This is a genomic window from Bradyrhizobium sp. UFLA01-814 (genome assembly GCF_046718885.1).
Taxonomy (GTDB): Bacteria; Pseudomonadota; Alphaproteobacteria; order Rhizobiales; family Xanthobacteraceae; genus Bradyrhizobium; species Bradyrhizobium elkanii.
Map to the genome: position 1 here is coordinate 35,562 of NZ_JAQOSR010000004.1, position 24,163 is coordinate 59,724.

Sequence of the window (24,163 nt, forward strand, 5' to 3'; positions counted from 1 at the left end):
AGCGGGAGGTGGTGCCGCAGTCTTTTTATTTTGGCTTGGTTCGGCCACGCGGCGAAAAACCCCGCGCCGTCAGCCATAGGCTTGTCCGCTGAAACGTCCTGATTGAAACCAAATTCGGCAGTAAAAATCGAATTCCAATACTGTGGGGAGCAATACGAAAATGACAGCACAGCTGTCCTTTATCGCGCGTGCAGCCCCGCAAAATTAATAGTATGATTACCATGCAAATTGTCCACTTATTAATTTTTAGTCGAACTGCGTCAGGCATTTAGGCCTGTCTGCGACAACTCGTCTGGCACTCAAGGTCCTGCAGTCTCGGCCCGGCGGTTCCGACCACCCATCGAGCCACGACACGACAAGGCCTTCTCGAGGAGGGGATCGTGCGCATCCATTTGATTGTTCAATTGCTTGCAAGCGTCGTCCTGGCGCTCGCAACGCTCACGCCCGGCCAGGTGCAGGCGCAAACCGAACCGGCCCAGCCCGCGGTCGACAATATTCAATTGAAATTCATCGGAAGGGTCGTAGCCGCCACCGGTTCGGTCACGATCGAGCATCCGAGTGCAGTCGTCGTTCAGGCGGGGCTGCCCGGCAAATTGCCTCAGGCGCAGGTTGGCGACCCCGTTTATCTGGGCGACGTGGTGCAAACTGGAGCTGACGGACGCGTCGGGATCAATTTCACCGACGGCACTTCGTTCAATCTGTCGAGCAACGCCAAGATGGCGATGACCGAGTTTGTGTACGATCCGAACGGCAAGTCAAACTCGACCTTACTCAAACTGACCAACGGGACGTTCACCTTCGTTGCCGGCAACATTGCGAAGACCGGCGACATGAAGATCGACACTCCCGTGGCAACGATGGGCATTCGAGGCACCACGCCACGCATCGAGATATCGGACGATGGAACGGTGAAGTTCGCCACGCTCGTTGAAGAGGGCAAGAGCAAGGTCAGGAAGGTCGGGACACGAACGCCGCAGCAACCGGAGCAAAACACCCTCCACAAGTTCAATCCGAACATCTGTCGAGGGTGCTAGGCCAGGCGCAGCCCGTTTCGTGCAAGCAAGGCCCGATATGAAACTTCGTGCAAGCGCCGGCGCAATTGTCAGCCTGACATCGCTTCTCGTTGCGACGCTCCCCGCGTTGCCTGCGATCGCGCAGAACCCGAAGAAGGACAACTATCTCCGCACTATCGGATTGTGCAGCGGCCTTGATCGCACACCGGCCGACGCGCGCGTTGCTGCCTGCACGGCGCTCATCGATGCGGGTCAGGACATGACCCCTGCCGGCCTCGCGATCGCCTACAACAACCGTGGCAACGCCTACGCTGCCAAGGGAGACTACGACGGCGCCATCCGGGATTTTGATCGATCGATCGAGCTCAATCCGACCTACACCAAGCCGTTCAACAACCGCGGCGTGGCCTATCTCAGGAAGCGCGAATATGATCGCGCAACCGACGCCTTCGATCAGGCGATCAGGCTCAACCCGAGTTACGGCGAGGCCTTCGCCAACCGCGCCGGCGCCTATTTGAAGAAGAACGATTATGCGCGCGCGGTGCAGGACTACGATGAGGCCATTCGCCTCAAGCCGAACCTGGACGGGGTGTGGAGCGGACGCTGCTGGAGCCGGGCCATCCTTGGCGAATTGCAGGCGGCGCTGGAGGATTGCAACAAGGCCCTTCAATCGGGGCCCGCCAACGCCGCGACGTATGACTCGCGTGGCCTGATCTATCTAAAGACCGGCGAGCTTGGCGCGGCGATCGCCGACTACAGCTCCGCACTTCGCATCGATCCCAAGCTCGCAAGCGCACTCTATGGGCGCGGGTTGGCGAAGTTGAAGCGGGGCGACAAGGCCGGCGGCAATATCGACATCGCGGCAGCCAAGGCGATCCAGGGCAGCATCAGCGACGATTTCACGCGCTACGGCGTGCAATAGGCGAGTGCGGCCCGGCTGGCTAGCTAGTCCATGATCTCGACCGTCGCCGAACGGCCGGCGACCAGCGCGATGCGATCCGGCAGATGGTCCAGCGCGATGCGCACGGGAATGCGCTGCGCGAGCCGAACCCAGCTGAAGGTCGGATTGACGTTTGCGAGCAGGCTCGCGCCCGCCGCGCGGTCTCGATCCTCGATGCCGGCCGCAATGCTCTCGACATGTCCGGTGAGCCGCACCGGCTCGCCCATCAGCCGGATCTGCGCCTTGTCGCCGACGCGAATGCGCGCGAGCTTGGTCTCCTCGAAATAGCCTTCCACGTGCAGCGTGTCGGTGTCGACCAGCGCCATCACGCCCTTGCCCGCGGTGACGTAGGCGCCCGGCCGCAGGTCCATATTGGTGATGGTGCCGTTCACCGAAGCGTGCACCTCGCTGCGATCCAGATTGAGCTGCGCGACGGCGCGGTCGGCGACCGCCTGGTCATAGGCCGCCTTGGCCTGCAGCTGCGTGGCCAGAACCTGCTCCTGCTTCTGCTGCGACACCGCATCGGTGGTCAGCGAGCTGTAGCGTTTGAGGTCGGCGTCAGCCTGATCCAGCGTCGCACGATGGCCGGCGACCGCCGCATCGGCCTGCTGCAACGCCAGGGCAAAGCGTGCGCGATCGATCCGGAACAGGATGTCGCCGCGACGCACCGGCTGATTGTCTTTGACCAGTACGTCGGTGACGAAGCCGGAGACGTCGGGAGCCACCTGGATCACGTCGGCGCGGACCCTGCCGTCGCGGGTCCATGGCGATTCCATATAGTAGACCCAGAGCGCGCGAGCGACAGCGAGTGCGACGATGACGGCGACCGCGGTCAGCGCAACCCGGCCGAGCCAGGCGAAATTCCCTTTCATGGCAGAAACTCCGAAAGATAAACCACGACGCCGAGCAGGCATACATACAAGGCGAAATTGAACAGCGCGCGATGCCAGACCAGCCGGTAGAACCCGAAGCGCTGCATGATCCGGCTCACCACCGCGCTCAATGCATAGGCAACGATCAGCCACAGCAGCAGCGCCGGAACGAGCACGCCGTAAATGTCGAGCTCATATCTCATGCGGCAAAGCTCTCCTCGGGCTGCGATCGATAGGCGGGCGCATCCGGAAACAGGCCGCGGCGGATGCCGACGAGGCCGAGCAACGCATCGTCCCGCGCGCGCTCATTGGGATCCTTGACGACCGCGGACAGCGCTGCATCGATGGACGTCAGCAATTCGGCCGACATTGCCTCGTCCGCATGGGCGCGAAACGCCGCCGCGAGGTCGTCCAGCATGTTGTCGATGGCACGCACGGTCAACGCGGCGAGGCCGTAACGGGCCCGCCGGAGGTCGATGATGTTGAGCCCGATGCGCAACTGGACCAGGCTGTCGGCATCGCGGCGGTCGCTCTCGGAGATGAAGGCGATCCGCTGGACCAATAGGCCGAGCCGATGCAGCATCACGCCGGCAAACTGCGCGCGATCGCCGTGGCCGCGTCGCTCGGCCGCGACCGCGAGCGTCTGCCAGCTCGACGTCATCAGCCGCTTGGCGATCCATTCGGCGCCGACGCCGCGCGCGATCCGTGTCACGATCTCCGCGATGACAACACCGAGGAAGAAGGCGACCGACGTGTTGGCGAAACTGGCGAAATCCGCGCTGTAGGTCGACTGCAGCGCGAGCAGCGTCGCGGTGTTGGCGGCGAGCGCCATGCCGATCGGCGCGGTTTTTGGCCGTGCGATCAAAAAACCGTACAGGAGGAAGGTCGGCGCCAGCGCTGCGATCAGGACCTCGACATGGGATATGCCCGGCACCAGTGCGAACTGATAGATCGCGACGACGACGATCGCGACCAGCGAAAACAGCCCGAAGGCCCGGATGCTGCGCGCCGGCTCGTCCTGCGCAGCGAAGAACGAGCAGGCGACCGCCGCCATCATCGGCGCCGAGGCGCCATCGGCCCAGCCGGTCGCAATCCACAGACCGCAGCAGATCAGGATGGCCACCGCCGCCCCCGCGGCGGACCATAGCGCCATGCCGTGGTCGCGATGACGGACCGGCGCGGCTCCCGACTCCGGGTGAAACGCCAGCGGGACGGTGGAGATGTCCCGGCCCGCGGCAATCGCGTCACCTATTGCGCGGCAATCGGCCGAGATGTCGACAAGCTCGCGGAGCCGGAGCAGCAGGCTGATCGTGATGATGCGCTCCCTCGACACGACGCCGTCGAGCGCGGATTGCCGCTCGGCGATTGCAGCGCGGATCTGCTCGCCGGATTGCCGCTGGCGGTCCTCGTCCACGATCCATGCGGCGAGATCGTCGATCAGGCGCCGTAGCTCCGGTTGCCTTTGCAGCGCCGCCTCGCCGAGTGCGGCAAGCCGGTCTTCGATCGACGTGATGATCGGCAACAGCATCAGCATGCGCAGCCGGACCTCACCGAGGCCACGCACGGTGCCGACGTCGGCCAGGCGGTCATAGGAGACATGGGTCGCCAGCGTATCGATCTCGACGATGTCGGTCGCAAGACGCAGGCGTTGGGCCCGGTGCGTCTCGCTGGTCCCATGGTCAAGCAGCACGTCGCGCGACAGGCGGCGCGCATCCGCTAGCCAGCTCCTGACGCGGCCGCCGACAGCCGGCGCGACGCTGCGCGGAAACACCACTGTCGACACCAGGCTCGCGCAGATGATGCCGAGCGAAATCTCCTCGACCCGTGCCAGCGCGACATCGAATATGCTGCCAGGGTCAGCCACCGACGGAAAGCCGATCAGTGCGACGGTATATCCGCCCAGCATGAAGACATAGCTGCGCGGCGTACCGTCAAGCAGCGACAGATAAAGGCAGAGCCCGACCCAGAGCGCGATCGCGAGGCACAGCAGTTCCGGCGCATTGACCAGGTTCGGCACCAGGGCGACCGTGACGCTCGCGCCGACCAGCGTGCCGATCACGCGGAAGAACGCCTTCGAGCTGGTCGCGCCGGCCAGCGGCTGGGAGGTGATGTAGACCGTCGCCATCGCCCAATAGGGGCGCGGCAGATCGATCGCCAAGGCGATGACGAGCGCCAGCATCGACGCCGCGAACGTCTTCAACGCGAAGACGAGGTCCGCGTGGCGGACCAGGAACGGCTCTTCCGCGCGCATGACTATTTCGCCTCTGGAGCAGTCTTGGCTGGTGCAGTCCTGGCGTCCTGCAGACGGCTCGCCCGCTGCTCGATGAGCTGCAGCGTCTCGAAGGTTACCGCAAGTTCCGCGCTGCCGATATCCTTCAGCAGGCCGGCCCGCACGCGGCGCAGTACCCGGTTGATCTCCTCGACCTTGGCTTCGCCGGTCGTCGTGAGATGCAGCGTCTTGGCGCGCCGGTCGGTCGGGTCCTCGCGACGCTCGACGAAGCCTTCGGACTGGAGCAGATCGATCAGCCGCACCAGTGAGGGCCCCTCGATTCCTAGTTCATCGGCCAGCACGCCCTGCCGGACGGTTTCCCCCTGGCGCGACAACACCAGCAGCGGAATCGCCGTCGCGTAGGACAGGCCGTGGTCGGATAAGGCCTGATCCGACTCGCGGCGCCAGATCCGGGCGAGCCTGGTCACCAGGCGACCGATCTCGGCGTGGATATGGGGCTGCGAAGGCGGCATGCGAATTAGATAGGATGCGAACTATTAGGATGCAATAATATAGCTCCGAACGTCGCGGATATCACGCAAATGCGATCCTGCGTGAGGGAGCGTCAATACTGCTGCACGATCGACCTCGATGCGCTGGTTATGGTCGGTTGCGGGCGGACCTTGAGCGCGGCCGGTTAGGAACGCATCGGGATACAGACGCTTTTGTTCCTGAGGAGATTGTCATGAACAGAAAGCCCGTCACGCCGGATTCCGGACGCCCGAGCGACTGGGGTTCCCACGCGCAAACCGACAAGCCGTGGGAGGGAAACCCGGAGAAGGAGCAGCGCTCCGGAGACGCGAAGCGCTCTGGAGACGCGAAGGGCTCCGGAGATGAGAAGCCGGACCTGGAAAAGTGGCATGAATCGAACACGCAGTGATGCGCGGAGATAGCGAATGCCCGCCTTTCACTTCGCGATCGTGAATGATGAGCGTGTGATCGATGCAACCGGTCAGCCGGTTGCCGACCGCGATGAAGCCATTGCGGTGGCCAAGCGGCTCGCCATCGACCTTGCCGAAACCCGACAGGAATATCTGGGACGCGGCTACTTCATCTCGGTGATCGGCAGCGACGCCCGCGAAATTCACCGCGAAAGCATCGACAGCGCCGCGAAGAGCGGATGAACGATGCCGCCCCGGCGGGCGGCAAGAGAGCAAGGCTTCGAGAACAAGGCTTTGAGAACAAGGCTTTGAGAACAAGGCTTCGAGAACAAGGCTTGGAGAGACCGAATGGATATGGGCCTTGAGATCATCTACGGCATCGGAGCGCTCGTGCTGCTGACCGCTTTGATCTTCGGCGTGCTTCAGCACCATTTTCGCAGCAGGCGCGCGGTGCAGGCCAGCGACGAGGTGGTCCGCGAAAGATACAAGCGGAACGAGACCTGACGCTGCGCCGCTGGCGCAAGGAGGAGACGATGGGATTGGCTCAATATGCGGTGATTGCGGCCGGCGAGGAATGGGGCGTCCTGCACGACGGCAATCTCAACGGCGGATACGCCACCAAGGAAGCTGCATTCGAATCGGCGGCGGCCGCCGCGGCTCTGGCGATCAGGATGGGGCACGAGGTCCACGTCAGCGTTCCCGGACGCGAGGAGGGGGAAGCGGCCCTTACCAAGCGACCCGCCTGATCCAAATCACAGCAGTACGGCTGGCATTCGGTGTGAGGACGGCGCGGACCAGCGCGCTCTACGGATCGAGCTCAGTATCCCAGTAGAGATAATCGAGCCAGCTCTCGTGCAGATAGTTCGGCGGAAACAGCCGGCCGTTGCGATGCAGCTGATGCACGGTCGGGGCATAGGGCGTTTGCTTCGGAAACATCTTGGCCTGCTGCGGCGTCAGATTGCCTTTGCGCAGATTGCAGGGCGAGCAGGCGGCGACGACATTCTCCCAGGTGGTCTGGCCACCCTTGCTGCGCGGAATGATGTGATCGAAGGTGAGGTCGTCGGCCGACAGGCAATATTGGCAGCTGAATCGGTCGCGAAGGAAGACGTTGAACCGGGTGAAGGCAGGGTGGGTGGTCGGCTTGACGAAGGACTTGAGGGATACGACGCTCGGCAACTGGATTTCGAAGGAAGGACTTCGTACCGCGCGGTCGTAATATTCGACGATGTTGACACGATCGAGGAACACCGCCTTGATCGCGTCCTGCCAGGACCAGAGCGACAGCGGGTAATAACTCAGCGGCCGGAAGTCCGCATTCAAGACCAGCACCGGCCAACCGCCTTGCGAGACATGTGCGTTCAAATAACGCTCCTGACTCCCATTAGCTGCGAAGCAGCATGCACTCACATACTACAGGCAGCGTGACGGGATTGTGAAGAGCAATGAGCGGCTTATCCGCCGCGCCCTGCCATGTTCCTGCCCCGATTGCCTCCCGCCCGCGAGGCCCGTAAAGGGAGCCGCAAGGCCCTGTCGGCCAGTGACGGACCCTGCCGATGACCACGACGTCGAGCTATCTTGAGGCGCCGCGCCGGTTGCGCGCGTTCGTGCGCGCGCACGAGACGAGCCTTGTGGTGCTGGCGGTGCTGATCGGCGCCATTGGCGGCCTCGTGGTGGCGGTCATGAGCGGCCTCGTCACGGTGCTGCATTCGGTGCTGTTCAATCTGCCGCTCGGCGACCGGTTGTCGAGCCAGCCCAGCATCGATCCCGTGCGCGCGCTCGTGGTTCCCACGATCGGCGGCCTGCTATTGGGATTTGCGTTCCTTCTGTTGCTCCGGGTCCGGCCGGCCCGCGAAATCGACCCGATCGAGGCCAACGCGCTTTACGGCGGGCGGATGTCGTTCCGCGGCAGCGTGATCGTGGCGCTGCAGACGATCTGGTCGAGCGGCGTCGGCGGTTCGGTCGGGCTCGAGGCCGGCTATACCCAGCTCTCCAGCGGCCTCGCCGCCTCGCTCGGCCGCGGCTTTCACCTTCGCCGCAACGACCAGCGAATCATGGTGGGCTGCGGCGCGGCGGCGGCGATCGCCGGCGCCTTCAGCGCGCCGCTTGCGGGCGCGTTCTACGCCTTCGAACTTGTGATCGGCGGCTATACGCCGGCCAGCCTGACCCCGGTCGGCGTGGCGGCGGTGACCGGCTACTTCGTCGCCCATGCCTTCGAGCCGCTGCCGCTCGGCGTCGGCGTCGGAACCGTCGGCGATGTGCTCGGACGGGATCTTGCGATTGCCGCGCTGCTCGGCATGGTCGCGGCCCTGACCGGGATCGCGATCATGCGCGGGGTGACGCTGTGCGAGGCGCTGCTGACCAAGAGCCGGCTCTGGCCGCCGCTGCGGCCGGCGCTCGGCGGGCTTGCGGTCGGCGCGATGGCGCTCTTGACGCCGCAGGTGATGTCGTCGGGCCACGGCGCGCTGCGCTTCGCCGGCATCGTGGCGATGCCGCTTGCCTTCATCGCCGGCGTGTTCGCGCTGAAGGCGGTGGCCTCGATCATCTCGCTCGGCTCGGGCTTCCGTGGCGGCTTGTTCTTCGCCACGCTGTTCATGGGCGCGCTCGGCGGCCGGCTGTTCGCCGCCGGCGTCGATATCGTGTGGCCGGGGCTGAATCTCGACCCCAATGCCTATGCGGTGATCGGCATGAGCGCGCTGTCGGCCTCGGTGATCGGCGGCCCGCTCACGATGTCGTTCATCGCGCTGGAATCCACCGGCAACCTCTGGCTCACCACCGCGGTGCTGGTCGCGGTCATCATCTCGACCACGATCACGCGCGAGCTGTTCGGCTATTCGTTCGCGACCTGGCGTTTGCATCTGCGCGGCGAGACCATCCGCAGCGCCGCCGATATCGGCTGGATCCGCGATCTCACGGTCGGCAAGATGATGCGGCAGGACATGACGACGGTGAACGCCGCGATGCCGATCGAGGCGTTCCGCGAGGAATTCCCCCCGGGCTCGAAGACCCAGGTCGTCGCGGTCGACGGCGAGGGGCATTACGCGGGGCTTGCGCTGGTCGCCGAAGCGCACGCGCCCGATCTCGAGGCCGACAAGGGACTTGCCGCCATTCTGCGCTACGCCGACGTGGTGCTGCATCCCGGCATGAACGTGCAGGAGGCGATCGCGGTGTTCGACGCCGCGGAAGCGGAATCCCTCGCCGTGGTCGAAGGCGACGGCGACCGGCGGCCGATCGGCCTGCTCACCGAAGCGCACGCCATGCGGCGCTATGCGGAAGAATCCGAGCAGCGCCGCCGCGAGGTGATCGGCGAGATTTGATTGCGCGGGAGCGCTTTTCGCCCGTCATCCCGAGGTGCGAGCGGAGCGAGCCTCGAAGGATGCACGGCCCCGCTGGTGGCCGTCGACCCTTCGAGACGCGCGCGATGCGCGCTCCTCAGGGTGACGGTGATATTGTAGGCGCTCTGCTTCAATACAGCGCGGCTACGCCGTCACCCGTTCCAGCTTCTGCAGGCAGCGTGTCACGCGCACCGCCGCCGGCATTTCAGTGTCCGGAAAGCTGGTCTTCCAGTCGGTGACGCCGACTTCGCCGACATAGATGTCGCCGCGGGAATCCAGCGCGATGCCGTGCGGCGCCAGGAATTTTCCGGTCTCGACGCCGGGGCCTTGCTCGCCGCCGAGCCGCGCGATGCGCTTGCCGGTGTGATCCACGATCGACAGCCGCGGGCCGAGATTGGGCACCTTGCGGTTGACCGCCATGCCGGGGCCGAGCTCGCCGATCACGAAATTCGGCTGCTTGCCGCCGCCACAGCAGCACAGCGCGCAGGGCCGGTGCAGATTGTTCCACTGTGTCTCGTATTTGCCGTTGCCGTCGAATACCTGGACGCGGTGGTTCTCGCGGTCGGCGACGTAGACCCAGCCGTCGGCGTCGGTCGCGATGTTGTGCACGATGTTGAACTGGCCGGGATCGGTGCCGGGCTCCCCCCAGGTTCTGATCAGCTTGCCATCCGGCGTGTATTTGTGGACGCAGGCATTGCCGTAGCCGTCGGAGACATAGATCTCGCCCTTCGGCGACAGCGCGGTGTGGGTGCAGCGATGGAACGGCTCGCCGCTCATGAACGGCGCCGGCTTGTTCGGGATGCCGATCGTCAGCAGCACCTTGCCGTCGGTCGAGCATTTGCGCACGGTGTGGTCGCCGTCATCGGTGCAATAGAGATTGTCGTCGGCGTCGATATGCAGGCCGTGGGCGCGTGAGAACACGCCTTCGCCCCAGCTCTTGATGAAATTCCCTGCGCGGTCGAGCACCACCATCGGATGGTTCCCGCGGTTGAAGACATAAACGCGGTCCTTGCTGTCGACCGCGACGGAGGCGACATCGGTCAGGCTCCAGCCGTCGGGGAGCTTTGCGAAGTTGTCAACGACGCGGTAGCGGTGTTCGCCGGTGCCGAGGGTGGTTGGCATAAGATGTCTCCCCAAGATCGTCATTCCGGGGGGCGATGCGCAGCATCGAACCCGGAATCTCGAGGTTCCGGGTCTGCGCTTCGCGCATCCCGGAACGACGGCAGGTTTCTACGAAAGATCCGCCTGTGGCCCGACGTCGCGCGGCAACAGGCCTTCCTCGATCGCCTTGATCTGCAATGCGAGATAGCGCGAGTTGATGCGGCATTGTGCGAGGCTGCCGGCGATGAACCACAGGCCGGGCTGCGGCGTGCGGGTGTACATGTTGCGTAGCTCCTGGCCGTCGCCAAAGCCCCAGATCGGGCCGACGCGCGCGGCCATTGCCTCGCCGAACAGTCTTTTCACCAGCTCTTCCTGCGGTCGGTAGCCGGTCGCGAGCACGATCAGGTCGGCGGCAACGATCTCGCCGTTTTTCAGCCGCGCGCCCTCGCTCACGAATGTGTCGATGTCGGCGAATTGCTGCAGGGCGACCGCACCGCTCGCGACGAGATCGGAGCAGCCGACGTTGAAGTAATAGCCGCCGCCGCGGGTCAGGTACTTGAACTGCCAGCCGGTGCCGCCGTCGCCGAAATCAAGCTTGAAGCCCTTGCGCGCGAGGCCGTCGAGCAGCGGCTTGTCGAGCTCTTTCGACTGCTCGGTCATCAGCACATGGCTGCGCTTGGCGAGCACGAGCGGCATCGAAGTCGCGATCAGATCGTTATCCTCGAGCGTACCTTCATTGTAGGCGGCATAGGCAAGCTGCGCCGACGGCTCGATATTGGTGATCAGCGTCGAGGAGCGCTGCACCAGCGTGACCTCGGCGCCCGAGGAATGCAGGTCCTGCGCGATGTCGTGGCCGCTGTTGCCGGTGCCGATCACGAGCGCCCGCTTGCCGCTCCAGCCCTCGCCGTCCTCGTAGCGGCTGGAATGCATGACCTTGCCGGAAAAATTCTTCAGGCCCGGGATGTCGGGCAAATTGGGGATGCCGCTGACGCCGGTTGCCATCACGACATGGCGCGGCTGCATCTTGCGGGTCGTGCCGTCGGCTCGGCGCAGCTCGACGGTCCAACGCCCCGTTGCGTCGTCATAGCTGCCGCCGACAAATTCCGTGCCGGTCCAGAAGTTCAGCTCCATGGCATCGACATAGGATTCGAACCAGTTGGCGAGCTTGTCCTTCGGGATGTAGGTCGGCCAGTTCGGCGGGAACGGCATGTAGGGCAAATGATTGACCTGCACCTGGTTGTGCAGGGTCAGCGCGTGATAACGCTTGCGCCAATTGTCGCCGACGCGTGCTTCGCGGTCGACGATCAGCGCGTCGATCTTGAGCTGTTGCAGCCGCGCGGCGATCGCAAGCCCGGCCTGTCCGCCGCCGACCACCAGCACATCAGGGTCGCGGTCGGCATATTCGGCGGATGCCTTGCGCAGGTCGAGCCAGTTGGGGCCGCGGAAGTCGCGCGAATAGGCCTGTCCGCGCGGCCTGGTGTGGCCCTGCTGTTCCTCAAAACCCTTCAGCTCCTCGAGCGCCGTCAGCAAGGTCCAGGCCTTCAGCCGATCGTCGTCGGCGGCATCGGGGATCAGCCGCACGATGCCGTGGCCGCGGCCAACCGCTGTCTCGAATTTGAAGATCGCCTCGATCGCATGGGTGCCGGCGCGTGTCACCCGGCGTGGCGCCGCGCGCCCGGCATCGATGCGGAAGTCATGCGGCGCGCTGTGACGCGCATGCGCCGGCAGCTCCTCGATGATCGCGAAGGCCCGGTTGACGGTCTGGATGTTCCAGCTCAGCGCCAGCACGTCGCGCCAGTAGCTGTCGGGATGGAACAGCGGCTTCAGCAGCACATCGTCGGGGCTGGCCAGCGCATCTTCGAACTGCACGAGCCAATTGTCGGCGGCGACCGAAATATCGTCCGTCTTGTCGAGCATTGAGCGTTTCTCGTCATCGGCCGCCTTGCTGACGTTTTCTTGGCGGCGTTCCCTTTCCGCAAAGCCTATACCTATTCGAAGGCACGCAGAAAGGGCGCGACGGGATAGCGCCTATTCGGCCAGCGATAGGATCAGGCCTTGATCCGGCGGAACGCGGCCCTGCAGGGTATCGAGATAGGCCTCGCGCACCGCGGCCGGGCCGCGCCGCTCGACCACATCAAGCCATTTCGGCAGATGCGGCACGAGCTCGGCCCATGCGGCGCCAAAACGCTGGTCGATGCCGCCGGGACCCCACTCCTTGGCGCGCTTTCGGATCTGGTCCGGGGCGAAGAACCACACCGGCTTGGCGCCGGGCAGCGTGGGCTCCTCCGCCTCGCTGGCGCGATGCGTCAGCCCGACCCGGCCGGAATAGACCATCTGCGCGCCGAAGTGCCGGTGCAGATTTTCGCGCAGCGAACTGTTGCCGGCCATGTCGACATAGGCTGTAGGCTCGGCCGACGGGATCGCGATGACCTGATCGTAGGTGACGACCTCGTCGTAGCAGCCGAGCGAGCTGACGAAATCGACATTGCCCCTGGAGGTCAGCCCGATCACCGGGATACCCCGTTTGTGCACGAGATGGGCGAGCCCGAACGCGGTCTTGCTCGAGGCCGACGACAGGATGACGCGGCGTGCGCCGTAGAACGCATTCTCGGCCAGGAAGTCGTCGACCAGGAACGACAGCATGAACAGCGGCAGCAGCAGCGCGCGGAAATCGCCCTGCCGGCCGGCATAGGTCGGATCGCCGGAGACGCGGGCATAGGCATTATAGACCGGCGAGACCTCCTGCCGGTGCGCGGCGCCGTCGCGCAGGCCGCGCTTGCTGACGTCGGCCGCCTCGATCACCAGATGGGTCGCCATCGGGAAATAGCCGAACAGCGTTTCGCCGGCTGCGATCATGGGATGTTTCGATGCGAGCACCTCGCCAAAGCCCCACACCGGGATGATGCCGTAGCCGTCGGGCGCCGGGAACAGGTGCCAATATTTCAGCTGCTCGCCGATCACGGCATAGGTGATGTTGTTGGCGGTGAAGGCGAAGCGGGTCACCTTCACCAGCAGCGCGTCGGCCGGCAGCGCCGCGGCGTCGGGCAACTGCGTCTCGATCACCTTGCATTGCTGCAGATCGTTGCGGATGACGATGAAGTCGGTCGAGTTCATGGCGGATGATCCGGGCGTTTGGTGCACCTGCATCGTTGCGTCGATCGCCGGCCGTTTGCAACAGCAACTAAGTTTCAAACGCCGTTCGCTTCGCCGTCAAATCGCTCAGCCGAGCTGTCCTTCGCGGTAGAGGTCGCGCAGCTTGCGCTTGAAGATCTTGCCGGTAGCCTCGCGCGGCAACGCGTCCATGAAACGGATCTCCTTCGGCACTTTGAAATTGGCGAGCTTGTCGCGCAGGAAATCCTGGATCGCCGCAACCGAAAGCGTACTGCCTGCTTCCGGCTCGACGCAGGCGAACAGCCGCTCGCCGTACTCGTCGTCCGGGACGCCGAACACCGCGCAGTCGCGGACGCCTGCCATGCCGATCAGGGCATTCTCGATCTCGGCGGGATAGATGTTGACGCCGCCCGAGATCACCATGTCGCGCTTGCGGTCGCACAGGAACAGATAGCCGTCCTCGTCGAGATAGCCGACATCGCCGACGCTGATCAGGCCGTCGTGATCGGCCTCGGCGCGTGCCTTGGCATTGCCGTGATAGTCGAAGTCCGAGATCAACGTCTGACGCATGAAGATCTCGCCGGGCTCACCGACGTCGCATTGCGTCCCGTCGGGCCGGAAGGTCTTGACGATGCCGCCTTCGATCGCGCGGCCGACGGTGCCGGGCTTGGCCAGCGCTTCGGCTGACGAATGCCAGACCGGGATGCCGGTCTCGGTCGAGCCGAGATATTCGTTGATGACCGGCCCCCACCACTCGATCATCGCGCGCTTGACGTCGACAGGGCAGGGCGCCGCGCCGTGGACGATGAAGCGCAGCGACGACAGGTCGTAGCGGCGCCGCGTCTCCTCGGGCAGGCGCAGCAGCCGCACGAACATCGTCGGCACCATATGCATGTGGGTGACACGGTGGCGTTCGATCAGTTGCAGCAGATCCTCCGGATCGAAGCGCGGTTCGAGCACGATCACGCAGCCGTTGCGGAACGCGAGCATCCCGTAGGAGTGCGGCGCCGAATGGTACATCGGGCCGTTCATCAGGATCACTTGATCCTCGTTCGGCTTGACGCCGTAGGTGATGGCACCGACGCGCGCGGCCGCCGCCTGCTGCTCTGATGGCATCGGCTTGCGCTTGACGCCCTTCGGCAGTCCTGTTGTGCCCGACGTGTAGAACATCGGCGCCGCACCGATCGGCGCGTCGGTCAGCGGTTGGTGCGTGTCGCGCCAAACGTCCCAGTCGGTCATGCCGGCGGGCACGCGGGTGAGCGTCGGCGCCACGCCATAGGCCGCGGCGATCTCCGGCGGCGTCGTCACCACCAGCAGCTTGATTGCCGGCGGCAAGCCGTCGCGGATCTGCGGCAACAGATCGGCGTGGCAGACCAGTGTGTCGGCGCCGCTGTCGGACAGGATGTAGCCGACCTCGTCGGCCTTCAGATGCCAGTTGATCGGCACCACCGGGCTGCCGAGCGCGGCCGAGGCCGCGACCACCTCGAACAGCGCGAAATCGTTGCGCAGCATCATGCCGACCGGCTTGCCGCCCTGCACGCCAAGCGCCCGGAGGCCGCTGGCCGCCCGCGCGATGCGGGCGTGAATGTCGCCGTAGCTGATCTGTCTGTCGCCGCTGATGATCATGTCGCGCCTCGTCTCCTAGCGATCGTCCAGGATCTCGCCGAAGCTGATCCAGCTCTTGCCGTTGAACCGGCGCAGCCGCAGCTGCTGGAACGGCAGGTAGTCGTCCGGCCCGGTCGATACCGTCATGCCCGGCAACAATAGCGGCAGCGGAACGTCGTGCAATGACGCCGCCTGGCGCATGATGTTCTCGCGGCTGAAATCGTTGTTGCACGCCTTCAGTACGGCCATCAGCAGCGTCGCATAATGATAGCCCGCCGAGTAGTTCGAGTTGCTGAGATCCGCATTGGGCAGGTACTGCTTCATGAAGGCAAGATAGTCCTTCACGGCCGGATCGTCGGCCCATTGCGCGTCCATCGTGTCCTTCTGGTTGCTGGACGAGATCAGGCCGACCGCGTTCTCGAGCCCAGCGGGCTCCAGGAACGAGATCGACGACGCGGAGGTCGGCACCAAGAACAGATCCGGCTTCCAGCCGATCTCGGCCACGCCCTTGATCATCTGCGGCGTGAACTTGCCGAGCACGACACCGAACAGCACATCGGCGCCGGACGCCTTCAGGGTTGCGAGCTGCGAGCTGATGGTGGCGCCGAAGTCTCGTAGCTCGCTTCCGCGACGATCATGCTCGCGGCCTTGCCGCCGAGCGCACGCTTGAAGCCGGCGACATAGTCGCGGCCGAAATCGTCGTTCTGCGCGAGGATCGCGATCTTCGCGTCAGGCTTGGCCTGCAGCACATATTTGGCATAGACCACGCCCTCGGATTCGTACGATGCCATGCCCGGCATGGTCCACGGATAGGTCTTCGGGTCGGCCCATTTGGTCGCGCCGCTCAGCACGAACAATTGCGGGATCTTCTTGGTGTTGAGATAGCGGTGCACGGCGTTGTTGGTGGCGGTTCCGAGCGAGCCGAACATCACCAGCACCTCCTCCTGCTCCACCAGCTTGCGGGTCTGCTCGACGGTCTTCGGCGGCGAATAGGCGTCGTCCAGCGTGATGAATTTCACCTGCCGGCCGTTGATGCCGCCCTCTGCGTTGACCTTCGCGAAAAACGCCTCCTGGGCGCGGCCGATGGTGCCGAAGCCGGAGACCGGTCCGCTATAGGGCAGCGTCTGGCCGATCCGGATCGCCTCGTTGCCGTTGTCGGCGGCGGCCGTGCTGGTGATCGCGCAGACCGCAAGCGCGGCTGCCAGCGCATGTTGCGCTCGTTTCATGGTTCACTCCCGGACTTTGTGAAACAGCGTCAGGCGCTGGCGCGCAGGAAATCGCTGCGCGCCGCGGCGAACTCGGACTTGAGCCGCGTTACCAGTTCGCCGACCGGCGGGGCATCGGAGATCTGGCCGATGCCCTGGCCCGAGCCCCAGATGTCGCGCCAGGCCTTGGCCTTCATGTTGCCGCCGGAGCCGAAGTTCATCCTGGATTTGTCGGCGACCGGCAGGTTGCCCGGATCGAGGCCTGCCGCCGCGATCGACGGTCCGAGATAGTTGCCGTGCACGCCGGTGAACAGGTTCGAATAGACGATATCGTGCGCGGCGTATTCGGTCAGCGCCTGCTTATACCGGATATCGGCGTTGGCTTCCTCGGTCGCGATGAAGCGGGTGCCGATATAGGCGAGGTCGGCGCCGAGCGCGAGCGCGGATGCGATGCTCCAGCCGTCGGAGATCGCGCCCGACAGCAGGATCGTGCCGTTGAACCATTGCTTGACCTCGCGCACCAGCGCGAATGGCGACAGCGTGCCGGCGTGGCCGCCGGCACCGGCGCAGACCAGGATCAGGCCGTCGACGCCCTGCTCGGCGGCCTTGCGCGCATGCTTCACGTTGATGACGTCGTGGAACACCACGCCGCCATAGGAGTGCGCGGCCTCGACGATTTCGGACGGCGGGCGCAGCGAGGTGATGATCACGGGCACCTTGTGCTTCACGCAGGTTTCCATGTCGCGCATCAGGCGGTCGTTGGACGCGTGGCAGATCTGGTTGACGGCGTAGGGCGCGACCTTCTTCTCCGGATGCAGCGCCTGGTACTCGCCGAGCTCGTTCTCGATCTGGGTCAACCATTCGTCGAGCTTCTCGACCGGACGGGCGTTCAGCGCCGGGAACGAGCCGACGATGCCGGCCTTGCACTGCGCGATCACGAGCTCGGGCCCCGAGACGATGAACAGCGGGGAGCCGACGACCGGCAGTTCAAGCCTGTTGGCGAGCGAAGCGGGCAGCGTCATTTTCGGATCCTCCATGCGCCGCCCGGCCGGCGGCCGGGACGGATCGCGATTTGTTATGATGGCTGGAGCAGCGGCTCTCTTGGCGCGGCAATATAAGGCTGGACGGCTGCGCCATGGCGTTCAATATTGAACATCGGATCGACCAGAAATGAACGATGTCGCAGGAAGGGGAGCGGCATGGACTGGGAGCTTTGCAAAACATTCGTGGCGGTGGCGGAGACGCGCAGCCTTGCCGGGGCGGCACGGCGGCTGCGCATCAGCCACCCCACCGTCGGTCGCAATGTCGCGGCGCTCGAGCGGCAACTCGGGACCCGCCTGTTCGCGCGTTCCAATGACGGCCTGTCGCTGACGTCGCATGGCCGTAAATTCCGCGAGCACGCCGAAGCGATGGCCGCGGCGGCCCTCCGCGCGGAGGCGGCCGCGTCGGCCACCGGCGAGCAGGCGCGCGGCATCGTGAAGCTGTCGATCGGCGCGACGCTGGCCGCGCACTGGCTGATGCCGCGCCTCGGCCCGTTCCTGCGCGATCACGCCAACATCCAGCTCGAGATCATCACCCATCCGTTCCCGGCCAGCGTGCGCCGCCGCGAGGCCGACGTGGTGCTAAGGCCGGTCGATGCGGGCGAGGAGAACCTGATCGGGCGCAAGATCGGGCGGCTCGGCACCGGCTTCTACGCTTCGCGCGACTATGCGGCAGGGCGCAAGCTGCCGGAGCGGCGGGACGAGTGGCGGGGCCACCATGTGATCGGCTTTGCCGACCAGGCCTCGAACGCGCATCTGGCGCGCTGGAGCGATGTCATCACCCGGCAGGGCACGCTGGTGATGCGCTGTTCCTCGCAGGGCGACATGCTGGCAGCGGCGCGGGCCGGGCTCGGAATTTGCGCGCTCTCCTGCCTGGTCGGGGCCGACTACCCCGATCTGGTGCGGGTCGCGCCGCAAAAGCTCTCGAGCCTCTCCGATCTCTGGCTGCTCGCCCATCCCGATCTGGTCGAGCTTCCCGCGGTGCGCGCCGTCATCGGCTTCGTCACCGATTGCGCGCGCGAGGACCGCGTCAGGCTGCGTGGCTAGAGCATGTTGTCAGGCACGCGCCCGCAACAGCGTCACCGCGAGCAAGACAAAGGCAGCGCAGGTCCACAGCGACTGCCAGTTCTCCGGCCCTTCGTTGAATCCTGTGTAGATCGCCGTTGCAACGAAAATGCCGGCAAAGATCGACTCTGCCAGTGGGCGGATTCCCTTGGTGGGAGGATTGAGCAGCGTCACGGCGGCAAAAGGCACCGCCGCCATGGTCAGAGGCGCAAAGGGAAAGTCAATGAAGCGCGGGTCGAACACGAGGCCGATTGCGGTCGCCGTGCCGATCACGACGGTGATCATCAAGGCCAGTCCGTGCATGGTCACCAGCACCGATTCAGTGTGGTGGCCCTTCGGACCCAACACTTCGAAAAAACTGGGCGGTGCGCGGCCCGACATCAGGGCGTTGGCGCCCAACACCGGCGAAGCCGTGGCCGCCACCAGCAGCGAGCCCCACACAAGCCAGCCTCCCGTTCCGTAGCTTTCATAGACCAATCTTTGCTCGGCGACGCCAAACAGGATGCCAGCCGTGGTCGCCGATAGCGCGACTGCAAGCCATGACACGAATGCGGGCTTTCTCGGCTTGCGGCGCAAGGTCAGCCAAGCCGCGCCGAAGACGAGGATCGCCAGGCCCATTCCGCTGACCATTTGCAGCTTCCAGAGCGGAAAATTGCTGACCGGCCGGCCCGGCGGGTATTTCGGCATGCGCTGCTCGGAATCGAACAGCCCCCAGGAGCCGCCGACCGTGCCCTCGATCTCCCGCTTCCAGCCTTCATCATAGGCCTCGAACAGGTTGACGCGGAAATGCTCGCGCCGGGCAAGGTCGAGGACCTCCGAAACCACTCGCGCCTGATTGATGCGGGACGGCAGCGCGGACTCGCGCATGCGCCCCTCGCTGGGCCAACCGATCTCTCCGATAAAGATTTCCTTGCCCGGAAAAGCCGCCGCGATCTGCCGGCGCATCTCGTCGGCATGAGCGGCGGCATCTTCCGCCCGGATCGGAACATTCTCCCAATATGGCAGGATATGAACCGTGACGAAGTCGACGGCGTCGGAAAGTTCGCGATTGCTCAGCCAGAATTCCCAGACGTCGGCGTAGGTGACCGGGACGGAGACCTGCGCCTTGATCGAGCGGATGATGGCGGCAAGGTCGGAAGCCGACATTTCCTTGCGCAGCAAGACCTCGTTGCCGACCACGAGTGCAATGATCGTGTCCGGATATTCCTTGGCGAGGCGGATCGCGGTTGCGACCTGCGTTGCATTCTTCTTCCGATCCCGATCGAGGAAGATGCCCTGAATGACCTTCAGCCCCGCCCTCGCCGCGAGTGCGGGAATCTGATCGAGACCAAGATCGGTCGCGTAGGTGCGGATACAGTCGGAAATCTTCGCAAGTTGGGCAAGGTCCTCTGCGATCTGTTCCGGCGAGACCTGTGTCGCCGGCGAAAGTGATGTCTGATTGTTGCGGAACGGCGCGTACGAGATGCACTGGACCTTGTCGTTCGGATCGATCGGCGCGCGCGGCAGGTTGACCGGGATGCCGAGCCACCACCACACCGCGGCGATCGCGCCCAAGGATACCGAGAGAAGCGTCAGCGGGATACGGAGAGAAATCAGGTCCGTCTCCTTGCAATAAGGACGTGCTGCGCGTGCTAAATGGGCGAGGCCGGCAAATTGAAAAAGTATCTGTCCGCTGATTCTATATCACGCGATCACGCAGTTGGTGTGTTTTTCTCGACGACTACTTTGCGCCGGCGATCACGCCCTCGCGATTTCTGAGCACGCGATAATACGCCCACCACAGATGCGCTGCGGCGCCGCGCAGCGGACGCCAGGGCTCCGCAAGCGGCGCCATCTGCTTCGGCGTCGGCCGCTCCTTCAAGCCGAGCCCGACCTTGACCGCTTCCTGCACGGCGAGGTCGCCCGCGGGCCAGGCATCGCCATGGCCGAGGCAGAACAGCAGATAGACATCGGCGGTCCACGGGCCGATCCCGGGCAGCGCCGTCAGCGTGTTGTGCGCCGCATCGGCCTCCTCATTGGCAAGGACGTCGAGGTTCAGCCGCTCCTCGGCGAGCTCGCGCGCGATGTGCTTCAGCGTCTTGATCTTGGCCGCCGACAGCCCGAGCCGGCCGAGCCGGTCGGCCCGCGCCTTGCGGATCGCGTCATGGTGGAACGGGTCGAACGCCGTGCTGACGCGCCCCCAGATCGCCGCCGCACTCGCGGTCGAGAGCTGCTGGCCGCAGATGATCGCGGCAAGCCCGGCAAATCCGGACTCGCGCTGCCGGATCGCCGGCATGCCGGTCAGCTCCAGGATCGGGCGCAGGCGGCGGTCCTGGTCGACCAGTTTGTGGATCGCGTCGTCGAGGTCGGCCTGGGTTTCGAGATGAATCAGCATTTGCGGGGTCTGCATCGGCTTGTCAGGCGCGGGCTTGACCCGCGCATCGATCTCCTATCGTAACAGAGTCTTGTCCAGGCGCATGAACCAGAGTCGCCGGGCAAGCCCGGCAATGACGCGTGACCGATGACCATGCCACCCGTTTTCCGCTTCGCGCCGAGTCCGAACGGCTACCTGCATCTCGGCCACGCCTATTCGGCGCTGCTCAACCACGACCTCGCGCGGCAGTCGGGCGGACGCCTGCTGCTGCGGATCGAGGACATCGACGCGACGCGCTGCCGGCCGGAATTCGAGCAGGCGATTTATGAGGATCTGGCCTGGCTCGGCATCGCCTGGGAGACCCCGGTGCGGCGGCAGTCCGAACATTTTGCCGCCTATGGCGCGGCGATCGACCGCCTGTCGGCCCACGAGCTGGTCTACCCGAGCTTCGAAAGCCGGACCGAGATCGCGCGGCTGGTCGCGGAGCGCGAGGCCGGGGGCGCGTGGCCGCGCGATCCGGACGGCGCGCCGCTTTATCCGGGGCTGGCCAAATCGCTGTCGGCCGAGGCGCGCGACCGGCTGATCGGGCAGGGCGTGCCGTTCGCGTTGCGGCTCGACATGGCGTCAGCCCGCGCGCGCAGCGGCGAGCTGCGCTGGCAGGACGCGGGTGAGGGGTCGGCTGGCGAGAGCGGAGACGTCGTGGCACGGCCTGAGGCCTGGGGCGACGTGATCCTGGCGCGCAAGGAGACTCCGACCAGCTACCATCTCTCGGTCGTGATCGATGACGCCCTGCAGGGCGTTACCGACGTGGTCAGGGGCGTTGACCTGTTCTGGTCGACCAGCGTACATCGGCTGTTGCAGGAACTGCTCGGTCTGCCCGTGCCAAACTACCGGCACCACCGGCTGATCCGAGATGCGGCCGGCCAAAAGCTGTCGAAATCGACTCAGGCGACCGGACTGCGCGAATTACGGGCGGCTGGGGCGAGCCCGGCCGATATCCGCCGCCTAGTCGGTTTGCCCTGGGATTTTGGCCAGGTTTGATCGCAAAGGAGTGCGGTTACCATCATGGCGCTTTGCGCGGACGCGCGGCAAACGCTGCCGTGACTCCGGCACGCCTGGCATGCCATGTTGTTGACCGGGGCGGGGATCACGGAGACCATGGCGTCAAAATCGCGCGCACGGCGCAGCAAGCGGCCATCCAAAGGGACGCCGCCGAAGACGCGCGCCGCCAAATCGCGTGCTGCCAAGACACGAACTGCCAAGACACGAACTGCCAAGGCAGGTGCCGCCAAGACGCGTACGGTCAAGGCAAGCGCCACCAAGGTGGCGGCCAAGCCGCGCCGCAAGCGGCCCTCATCAAAGCCGGCCCCGAAGGCCGGTCCCGGCATGGTCGATACCGCACTTGCTGCCTTTGCCCATGAGGTGCGGACGCCGCTCACCGGAATCCTTGCGATCAGCAATCTGCTCGCGACATCCGATCTCGGCGAGCGCGAGCGGCGCTGGGTCGATACCATCAAGGCCGGCGCCGAGCATCTGGCGAGCCTTGCGACCCTGTTCGTCGACGCCGCCCGAAGCGAGGGGCCGGGGCTCGAGATCCGGCAGGATTTCTTCGACCTGCGCACCTTGGCGCGCCACGCCGCGGATTCGCTGGCCGGCCGCGCGGCAGCCAAGGGGCTGCAGGCTTCCGTCGAGGTCTCCGACCAGCTGCCTGCCTTCGCGGTCGGCGATCCCGTCCGCCTGCGCGCGGCGCTCGAAAATCTGATCGACAACGCGGTGAAGTTCACCGAGCAGGGCAGCATCGAGCTGCGTATCGCGCCGGTGGGCGCGGCCAAGGGAAGGTCGGGCGACAAGATCGGCGTTGCGTTCGCGATCTCCGACAGTGGCATCGGCCTGACGCTATCGGAGGTCAAGCGCCTGTTCCGGCCGTTCTCGCAGGCCAACGTCTCGATCGCCGCGCGGTTCGGCGGCGCCGGGCTCGGCCTGTCGTCCGTCAGGCAGCTCGCGCGCGCCATGGGCGGCGACATCGTCGCGGACCGGCGCGCCGGCGGGGGCACCACCTTCACGCTCAAGGTGGAGCTGGCGCCCGCCGAAGGGCCGGACGGCAGCGCCTCCGGCGAGCGCGCGGCGGCGCTGATGTCGCAAGGGCTGCGGCTGCTCAGTGTCGAGGACAATCCGTTCGGCCGCGTCGTGCTCAACACGATCCTGACGGAGCTCGGTCACCACGCCGAATTCGTCGGTCAGGGCGAGGCCGCGCCCGACCGGCTCGTGCAGGGCGCCTTTGACGCCGTGCTGATGGACATGGTGCTGCCCGGCATCGGCGGCATCGAGGCGATCAAGCGCATCCGCGCGCTGCCGCCGCCGCACGGCCGTATCGTGATCGTCGGGATTTCTGGCCGGGCCGAGGACGAAGCCGCGGCGCGCGCTGCCGGCGCCGACGGCTTCCTGGTCAAGCCTGTCTCTCCGCGGGCGCTCGCGACTGCGCTGCATGAAGCGACACGCCGTGCGGCAGCCGCGACTTGATGATCGCCGCGTTCAACTCGCCGCCGAACACGAAGATCGCGGCGATGAAATATAGGAACACCAGTGCGATCACCACCGAGGCCAGCCCCGCATACATCGTGACGTAGTTGTTGGCGAAGCGTGCGAGGTACATGCCGAAGCCGATGCCCGAGAGCAGCGAAGCCACCATGGTGAAGATGATGCCGGGCAGGATCTGCGTGAAGCTGCGACGGCCCGCCGGCAGCCAGGCATGCAGGATGAAGAGCGCGACGACCAGCGCCAGGATCGTGACGCCGTAACGGGCGGTGTTGAGCAGGCTCTCGTTCGATTCGACGAAGAACGGGATATAGCGCCGCGCCGCCTCGATGATCAGCGGTCCGAGCACGATCAGGAAAGCCATCGCGAGCGAGGTGAACGCCGCGACCAGCGTGTAGCCGATCGATTCCAGCCGCAGCCAGTACCAGCGCCGCGGCTCGATCACGGCATAGGCGCGGTTCAGCGCCACCCGCAGCGCCTCGACGCCGTTGGAGGCGAAGTAGACCGCGAGCACCGCGCCGATGGTCAGGATGTCGCCGCGGGTGTTGGTCAGCACGTCGTGGATCTGGCCAGACAGCGCTTCGGCGACCTGCTGCGGCCAGACCTGCAGCATCAGCCCGACCGCCTGGTCGGCGAGCTGCTTGGAGCCGAAGAAGCCGGCCACCGAGGTCAGTACGATCAGGAACGGAAACAGCGCCATCAGCGTCGACAGCGCGATGTGGCTCGCGATCGCCCAGCCGTCGTCGGCGAGGAACGTGTAAAAGGCATCCATCACGACGTGGGTGACGTAACGAAGCTGCTTCACATTCCACCCGGCATTGTCGAAAACCGCTCGGCCCGA

Annotated in this window: 23 protein-coding genes and 1 pseudogene; 10 read left to right on the forward strand and 14 right to left on the reverse strand. The window is 65.3% G+C overall.

The window, feature by feature from the left end; genetic code table 11:
- Window positions 1-380: 380 nt before the first annotated feature.
- Window positions 381-1,034 (forward strand): FecR domain-containing protein, encoded by a 654-nt coding sequence (locus PMN64_RS02080; protein ID WP_411779522.1) that lies wholly within the window; start codon window positions 381-383, stop codon window positions 1,032-1,034.
- A 37-nt stretch (window positions 1,035-1,071) separates the two neighbouring features.
- Window positions 1,072-1,935 carry a tetratricopeptide repeat protein gene (locus tag PMN64_RS02085; RefSeq protein ID WP_411779523.1) on the forward strand — a complete coding sequence of 288 codons (864 nt, stop codon included), beginning with the start codon at window positions 1,072-1,074 and terminating at the stop codon, window positions 1,933-1,935.
- A gap of 23 nt (window positions 1,936-1,958) precedes the next feature.
- On the opposite strand, the gene PMN64_RS02090 is transcribed toward PMN64_RS02085, so the two are convergent.
- Genes PMN64_RS02090 through PMN64_RS02105 form a run of 4 tightly spaced genes read right to left on the reverse strand, consistent with a single transcriptional unit; the run spans window position 1,959 to window position 5,567 of the window.
- The gene (locus tag PMN64_RS02090; RefSeq protein ID WP_411779525.1) at window positions 1,959-2,825 is read right to left on the reverse strand and encodes an efflux RND transporter periplasmic adaptor subunit; all 867 of its coding nucleotides are present in this window, start codon (window positions 2,823-2,825) and stop codon (window positions 1,959-1,961) included.
- On the reverse strand, window positions 2,822-3,028 hold the full coding sequence (locus tag PMN64_RS02095; RefSeq protein WP_028333641.1) for a DUF1656 domain-containing protein: 207 nt from the start codon (window positions 3,026-3,028) through the stop codon (window positions 2,822-2,824). The genes PMN64_RS02090 and PMN64_RS02095 overlap by 4 nt, the downstream gene beginning before the upstream one ends.
- Window positions 3,025-5,076, reverse strand: coding sequence for an FUSC family protein (locus tag PMN64_RS02100; RefSeq protein WP_411779527.1), 2,052 nt, complete (start codon window positions 5,074-5,076; stop codon window positions 3,025-3,027). Before PMN64_RS02100 ends, PMN64_RS02095 begins: the two co-directional genes overlap by 4 nt.
- A 2-nt stretch (window positions 5,077-5,078) precedes the next feature.
- A complete protein-coding gene (locus PMN64_RS02105; RefSeq protein ID WP_411779528.1) occupies window positions 5,079-5,567 on the reverse strand; it encodes a MarR family winged helix-turn-helix transcriptional regulator in 489 nt (162 codons plus the stop codon).
- Window positions 5,568-5,779: 212 nt separating this feature from the next.
- Here PMN64_RS02105 and PMN64_RS02110 point away from each other — a divergent pair, with 212 nt between their 5' ends.
- From PMN64_RS02110 to PMN64_RS02125, 4 genes are all read left to right on the forward strand, one after another.
- Window positions 5,780-5,974 (forward strand): hypothetical protein, encoded by a 195-nt coding sequence (locus tag PMN64_RS02110; RefSeq protein ID WP_411779529.1) that lies wholly within the window; start codon window positions 5,780-5,782, stop codon window positions 5,972-5,974.
- A 16-nt stretch (window positions 5,975-5,990) separates the two neighbouring features.
- Window positions 5,991-6,218, forward strand: coding sequence for a DUF6894 family protein (locus tag PMN64_RS02115; RefSeq protein ID WP_411779531.1), 228 nt, complete (start codon window positions 5,991-5,993; stop codon window positions 6,216-6,218).
- Window positions 6,219-6,323: 105 nt separating this feature from the next.
- Entirely contained in the window at window positions 6,324-6,479 is a 156-nt protein-coding gene (locus tag PMN64_RS02120; RefSeq protein ID WP_411779533.1) for a hypothetical protein, read from the forward strand.
- 29 nt (window positions 6,480-6,508) lie between these two features.
- On the forward strand, window positions 6,509-6,721 hold the full coding sequence (locus PMN64_RS02125; protein ID WP_028333636.1) for a hypothetical protein: 213 nt from the start codon (window positions 6,509-6,511) through the stop codon (window positions 6,719-6,721).
- A 58-nt stretch (window positions 6,722-6,779) separates the two neighbouring features.
- Here PMN64_RS02125 and PMN64_RS02130 read toward each other — a convergent pair whose 3' ends face one another.
- Window positions 6,780-7,337 carry an HNH endonuclease gene (locus PMN64_RS02130; RefSeq protein ID WP_139486795.1) on the reverse strand — a complete coding sequence of 186 codons (558 nt, stop codon included), beginning with the start codon at window positions 7,335-7,337 and terminating at the stop codon, window positions 6,780-6,782.
- A 191-nt stretch (window positions 7,338-7,528) separates the two neighbouring features.
- On the opposite strand from PMN64_RS02130, the gene PMN64_RS02135 reads away from it, so the two are divergent.
- On the forward strand, window positions 7,529-9,289 hold the full coding sequence (locus tag PMN64_RS02135) for a chloride channel protein (RefSeq protein WP_283067672.1): 1,761 nt from the start codon (window positions 7,529-7,531) through the stop codon (window positions 9,287-9,289).
- A gap of 162 nt (window positions 9,290-9,451) precedes the next feature.
- Here the strand turns inward: PMN64_RS02135 and PMN64_RS02140 are convergent, their stop codons facing one another.
- The 6 genes and pseudogenes from PMN64_RS02140 to PMN64_RS02165 all read right to left on the reverse strand — a co-directional run bounded on the left by PMN64_RS02140 (window position 9,452) and on the right by PMN64_RS02165 (window position 17,351).
- Window positions 9,452-10,429: a peptidyl-alpha-hydroxyglycine alpha-amidating lyase family protein gene (locus tag PMN64_RS02140; RefSeq protein WP_411779536.1), complete on the reverse strand. Its 978-nt coding sequence runs from the start codon at window positions 10,427-10,429 to the stop codon at window positions 9,452-9,454.
- A 108-nt stretch (window positions 10,430-10,537) separates the two neighbouring features.
- Entirely contained in the window at window positions 10,538-12,325 is a 1,788-nt protein-coding gene (locus PMN64_RS02145) for a flavin-containing monooxygenase (RefSeq protein WP_411779537.1), read from the reverse strand.
- A 111-nt stretch (window positions 12,326-12,436) separates the two neighbouring features.
- Complete coding sequence (locus PMN64_RS02150) at window positions 12,437-13,522, reverse strand: DUF2855 family protein (RefSeq protein ID WP_411779539.1); 1,086 nt, start codon at window positions 13,520-13,522, stop codon at window positions 12,437-12,439.
- Window positions 13,523-13,627: 105 nt separating this feature from the next.
- Window positions 13,628-15,145, reverse strand: coding sequence for an acyl-CoA synthetase (locus PMN64_RS02155; RefSeq protein WP_411779540.1), 1,518 nt, complete (start codon window positions 15,143-15,145; stop codon window positions 13,628-13,630).
- Between the two features lie 15 nt (window positions 15,146-15,160).
- Window positions 15,161-16,350 (reverse strand): annotated as a pseudogene (locus tag PMN64_RS02160) (ABC transporter substrate-binding protein).
- A 29-nt stretch (window positions 16,351-16,379) separates the two neighbouring features.
- Window positions 16,380-17,351: an NAD(P)H-dependent flavin oxidoreductase gene (locus tag PMN64_RS02165; protein WP_028340360.1), complete on the reverse strand. Its 972-nt coding sequence runs from the start codon at window positions 17,349-17,351 to the stop codon at window positions 16,380-16,382.
- A 177-nt stretch (window positions 17,352-17,528) separates the two neighbouring features.
- Between PMN64_RS02165 and PMN64_RS02170 the strand changes: the two genes are divergently transcribed.
- Window positions 17,529-18,416, forward strand: coding sequence for a LysR family transcriptional regulator (locus PMN64_RS02170; protein ID WP_028340361.1), 888 nt, complete (start codon window positions 17,529-17,531; stop codon window positions 18,414-18,416).
- Between the two features lie 9 nt (window positions 18,417-18,425).
- On the opposite strand, the gene PMN64_RS02175 is transcribed toward PMN64_RS02170, so the two are convergent.
- Both PMN64_RS02175 and PMN64_RS02180 read right to left on the reverse strand, forming a co-directional pair.
- On the reverse strand, window positions 18,426-19,988 hold the full coding sequence (locus PMN64_RS02175; RefSeq protein WP_304497363.1) for a glycosyl hydrolase family 17 protein: 1,563 nt from the start codon (window positions 19,986-19,988) through the stop codon (window positions 18,426-18,428).
- A gap of 166 nt (window positions 19,989-20,154) precedes the next feature.
- Complete coding sequence (locus tag PMN64_RS02180; RefSeq protein ID WP_411779601.1) at window positions 20,155-20,808, reverse strand: DNA-3-methyladenine glycosylase family protein; 654 nt, start codon at window positions 20,806-20,808, stop codon at window positions 20,155-20,157.
- A 132-nt stretch (window positions 20,809-20,940) separates the two neighbouring features.
- Here PMN64_RS02180 and gluQRS point away from each other — a divergent pair, with 132 nt between their 5' ends.
- Together gluQRS and PMN64_RS02190 are read left to right on the forward strand one after the other, a co-directional pair.
- A complete protein-coding gene (gene gluQRS / locus PMN64_RS02185) occupies window positions 20,941-21,828 on the forward strand; it encodes a tRNA glutamyl-Q(34) synthetase GluQRS (RefSeq protein WP_411779602.1) in 888 nt (295 codons plus the stop codon).
- A gap of 117 nt (window positions 21,829-21,945) precedes the next feature.
- Entirely contained in the window at window positions 21,946-23,307 is a 1,362-nt protein-coding gene (locus PMN64_RS02190; protein WP_411779542.1) for an ATP-binding protein, read from the forward strand.
- On the opposite strand, the gene PMN64_RS02195 is transcribed toward PMN64_RS02190, so the two are convergent.
- Window positions 23,234-24,094, reverse strand: a complete 861-nt coding sequence (locus tag PMN64_RS02195; protein ID WP_411779603.1) for a YihY/virulence factor BrkB family protein — start codon at window positions 24,092-24,094, stop codon at window positions 23,234-23,236. The two genes, PMN64_RS02190 and PMN64_RS02195, sit on opposite strands and share 74 nt — an antisense overlap.
- Window positions 24,095-24,163: the final 69 nt, after the last annotated feature.

Bases quoted from the DNA above. Each gene is read 5' to 3' on its own strand.
- PMN64_RS02120 (WP_411779533.1), top strand. From the start codon at position 6,324: ATGGATATGGGCCTTGAGATCATCTACGGCATCGGAGCGCTCGTGCTG.
- gluQRS (WP_411779602.1), top strand. From the start codon at position 20,941: ATGCCACCCGTTTTCCGCTTCGCGCCGAGTCCGAACGGCTACCTGCAT.
- PMN64_RS02140 (WP_411779536.1), bottom strand. From the start codon at position 10,429: ATGCCAACCACCCTCGGCACCGGCGAACACCGCTACCGCGTCGTTGAC.
- PMN64_RS02190 (WP_411779542.1), top strand. From the start codon at position 21,946: ATGGCGTCAAAATCGCGCGCACGGCGCAGCAAGCGGCCATCCAAAGGG.
- PMN64_RS02170 (WP_028340361.1), top strand. From the start codon at position 17,529: ATGGACTGGGAGCTTTGCAAAACATTCGTGGCGGTGGCGGAGACGCGC.
- PMN64_RS02150 (WP_411779539.1), bottom strand. From the start codon at position 13,522: ATGAACTCGACCGACTTCATCGTCATCCGCAACGATCTGCAGCAATGC.
- PMN64_RS02135 (WP_283067672.1), top strand. From the start codon at position 7,529: ATGACCACGACGTCGAGCTATCTTGAGGCGCCGCGCCGGTTGCGCGCG.
- PMN64_RS02125 (WP_028333636.1), top strand. From the start codon at position 6,509: ATGGGATTGGCTCAATATGCGGTGATTGCGGCCGGCGAGGAATGGGGC.
- PMN64_RS02085 (WP_411779523.1), top strand. From the start codon at position 1,072: ATGAAACTTCGTGCAAGCGCCGGCGCAATTGTCAGCCTGACATCGCTT.
- PMN64_RS02105 (WP_411779528.1), bottom strand. From the start codon at position 5,567: ATGCCGCCTTCGCAGCCCCATATCCACGCCGAGATCGGTCGCCTGGTG.
- PMN64_RS02110 (WP_411779529.1), top strand. From the start codon at position 5,780: ATGAACAGAAAGCCCGTCACGCCGGATTCCGGACGCCCGAGCGACTGG.
- PMN64_RS02095 (WP_028333641.1), bottom strand. From the start codon at position 3,028: ATGAGATATGAGCTCGACATTTACGGCGTGCTCGTTCCGGCGCTGCTG.
- PMN64_RS02155 (WP_411779540.1), bottom strand. From the start codon at position 15,145: ATGATCATCAGCGGCGACAGACAGATCAGCTACGGCGACATTCACGCC.
- PMN64_RS02145 (WP_411779537.1), bottom strand. From the start codon at position 12,325: ATGCTCGACAAGACGGACGATATTTCGGTCGCCGCCGACAATTGGCTC.
- PMN64_RS02180 (WP_411779601.1), bottom strand. From the start codon at position 20,808: ATGCTGATTCATCTCGAAACCCAGGCCGACCTCGACGACGCGATCCAC.
- PMN64_RS02100 (WP_411779527.1), bottom strand. From the start codon at position 5,076: ATGCGCGCGGAAGAGCCGTTCCTGGTCCGCCACGCGGACCTCGTCTTC.
- PMN64_RS02165 (WP_028340360.1), bottom strand. From the start codon at position 17,351: ATGACGCTGCCCGCTTCGCTCGCCAACAGGCTTGAACTGCCGGTCGTC.
- PMN64_RS02115 (WP_411779531.1), top strand. From the start codon at position 5,991: ATGCCCGCCTTTCACTTCGCGATCGTGAATGATGAGCGTGTGATCGAT.
- PMN64_RS02195 (WP_411779603.1), bottom strand. From the start codon at position 24,094: ATGGATGCCTTTTACACGTTCCTCGCCGACGACGGCTGGGCGATCGCG.
- PMN64_RS02090 (WP_411779525.1), bottom strand. From the start codon at position 2,825: ATGAAAGGGAATTTCGCCTGGCTCGGCCGGGTTGCGCTGACCGCGGTC.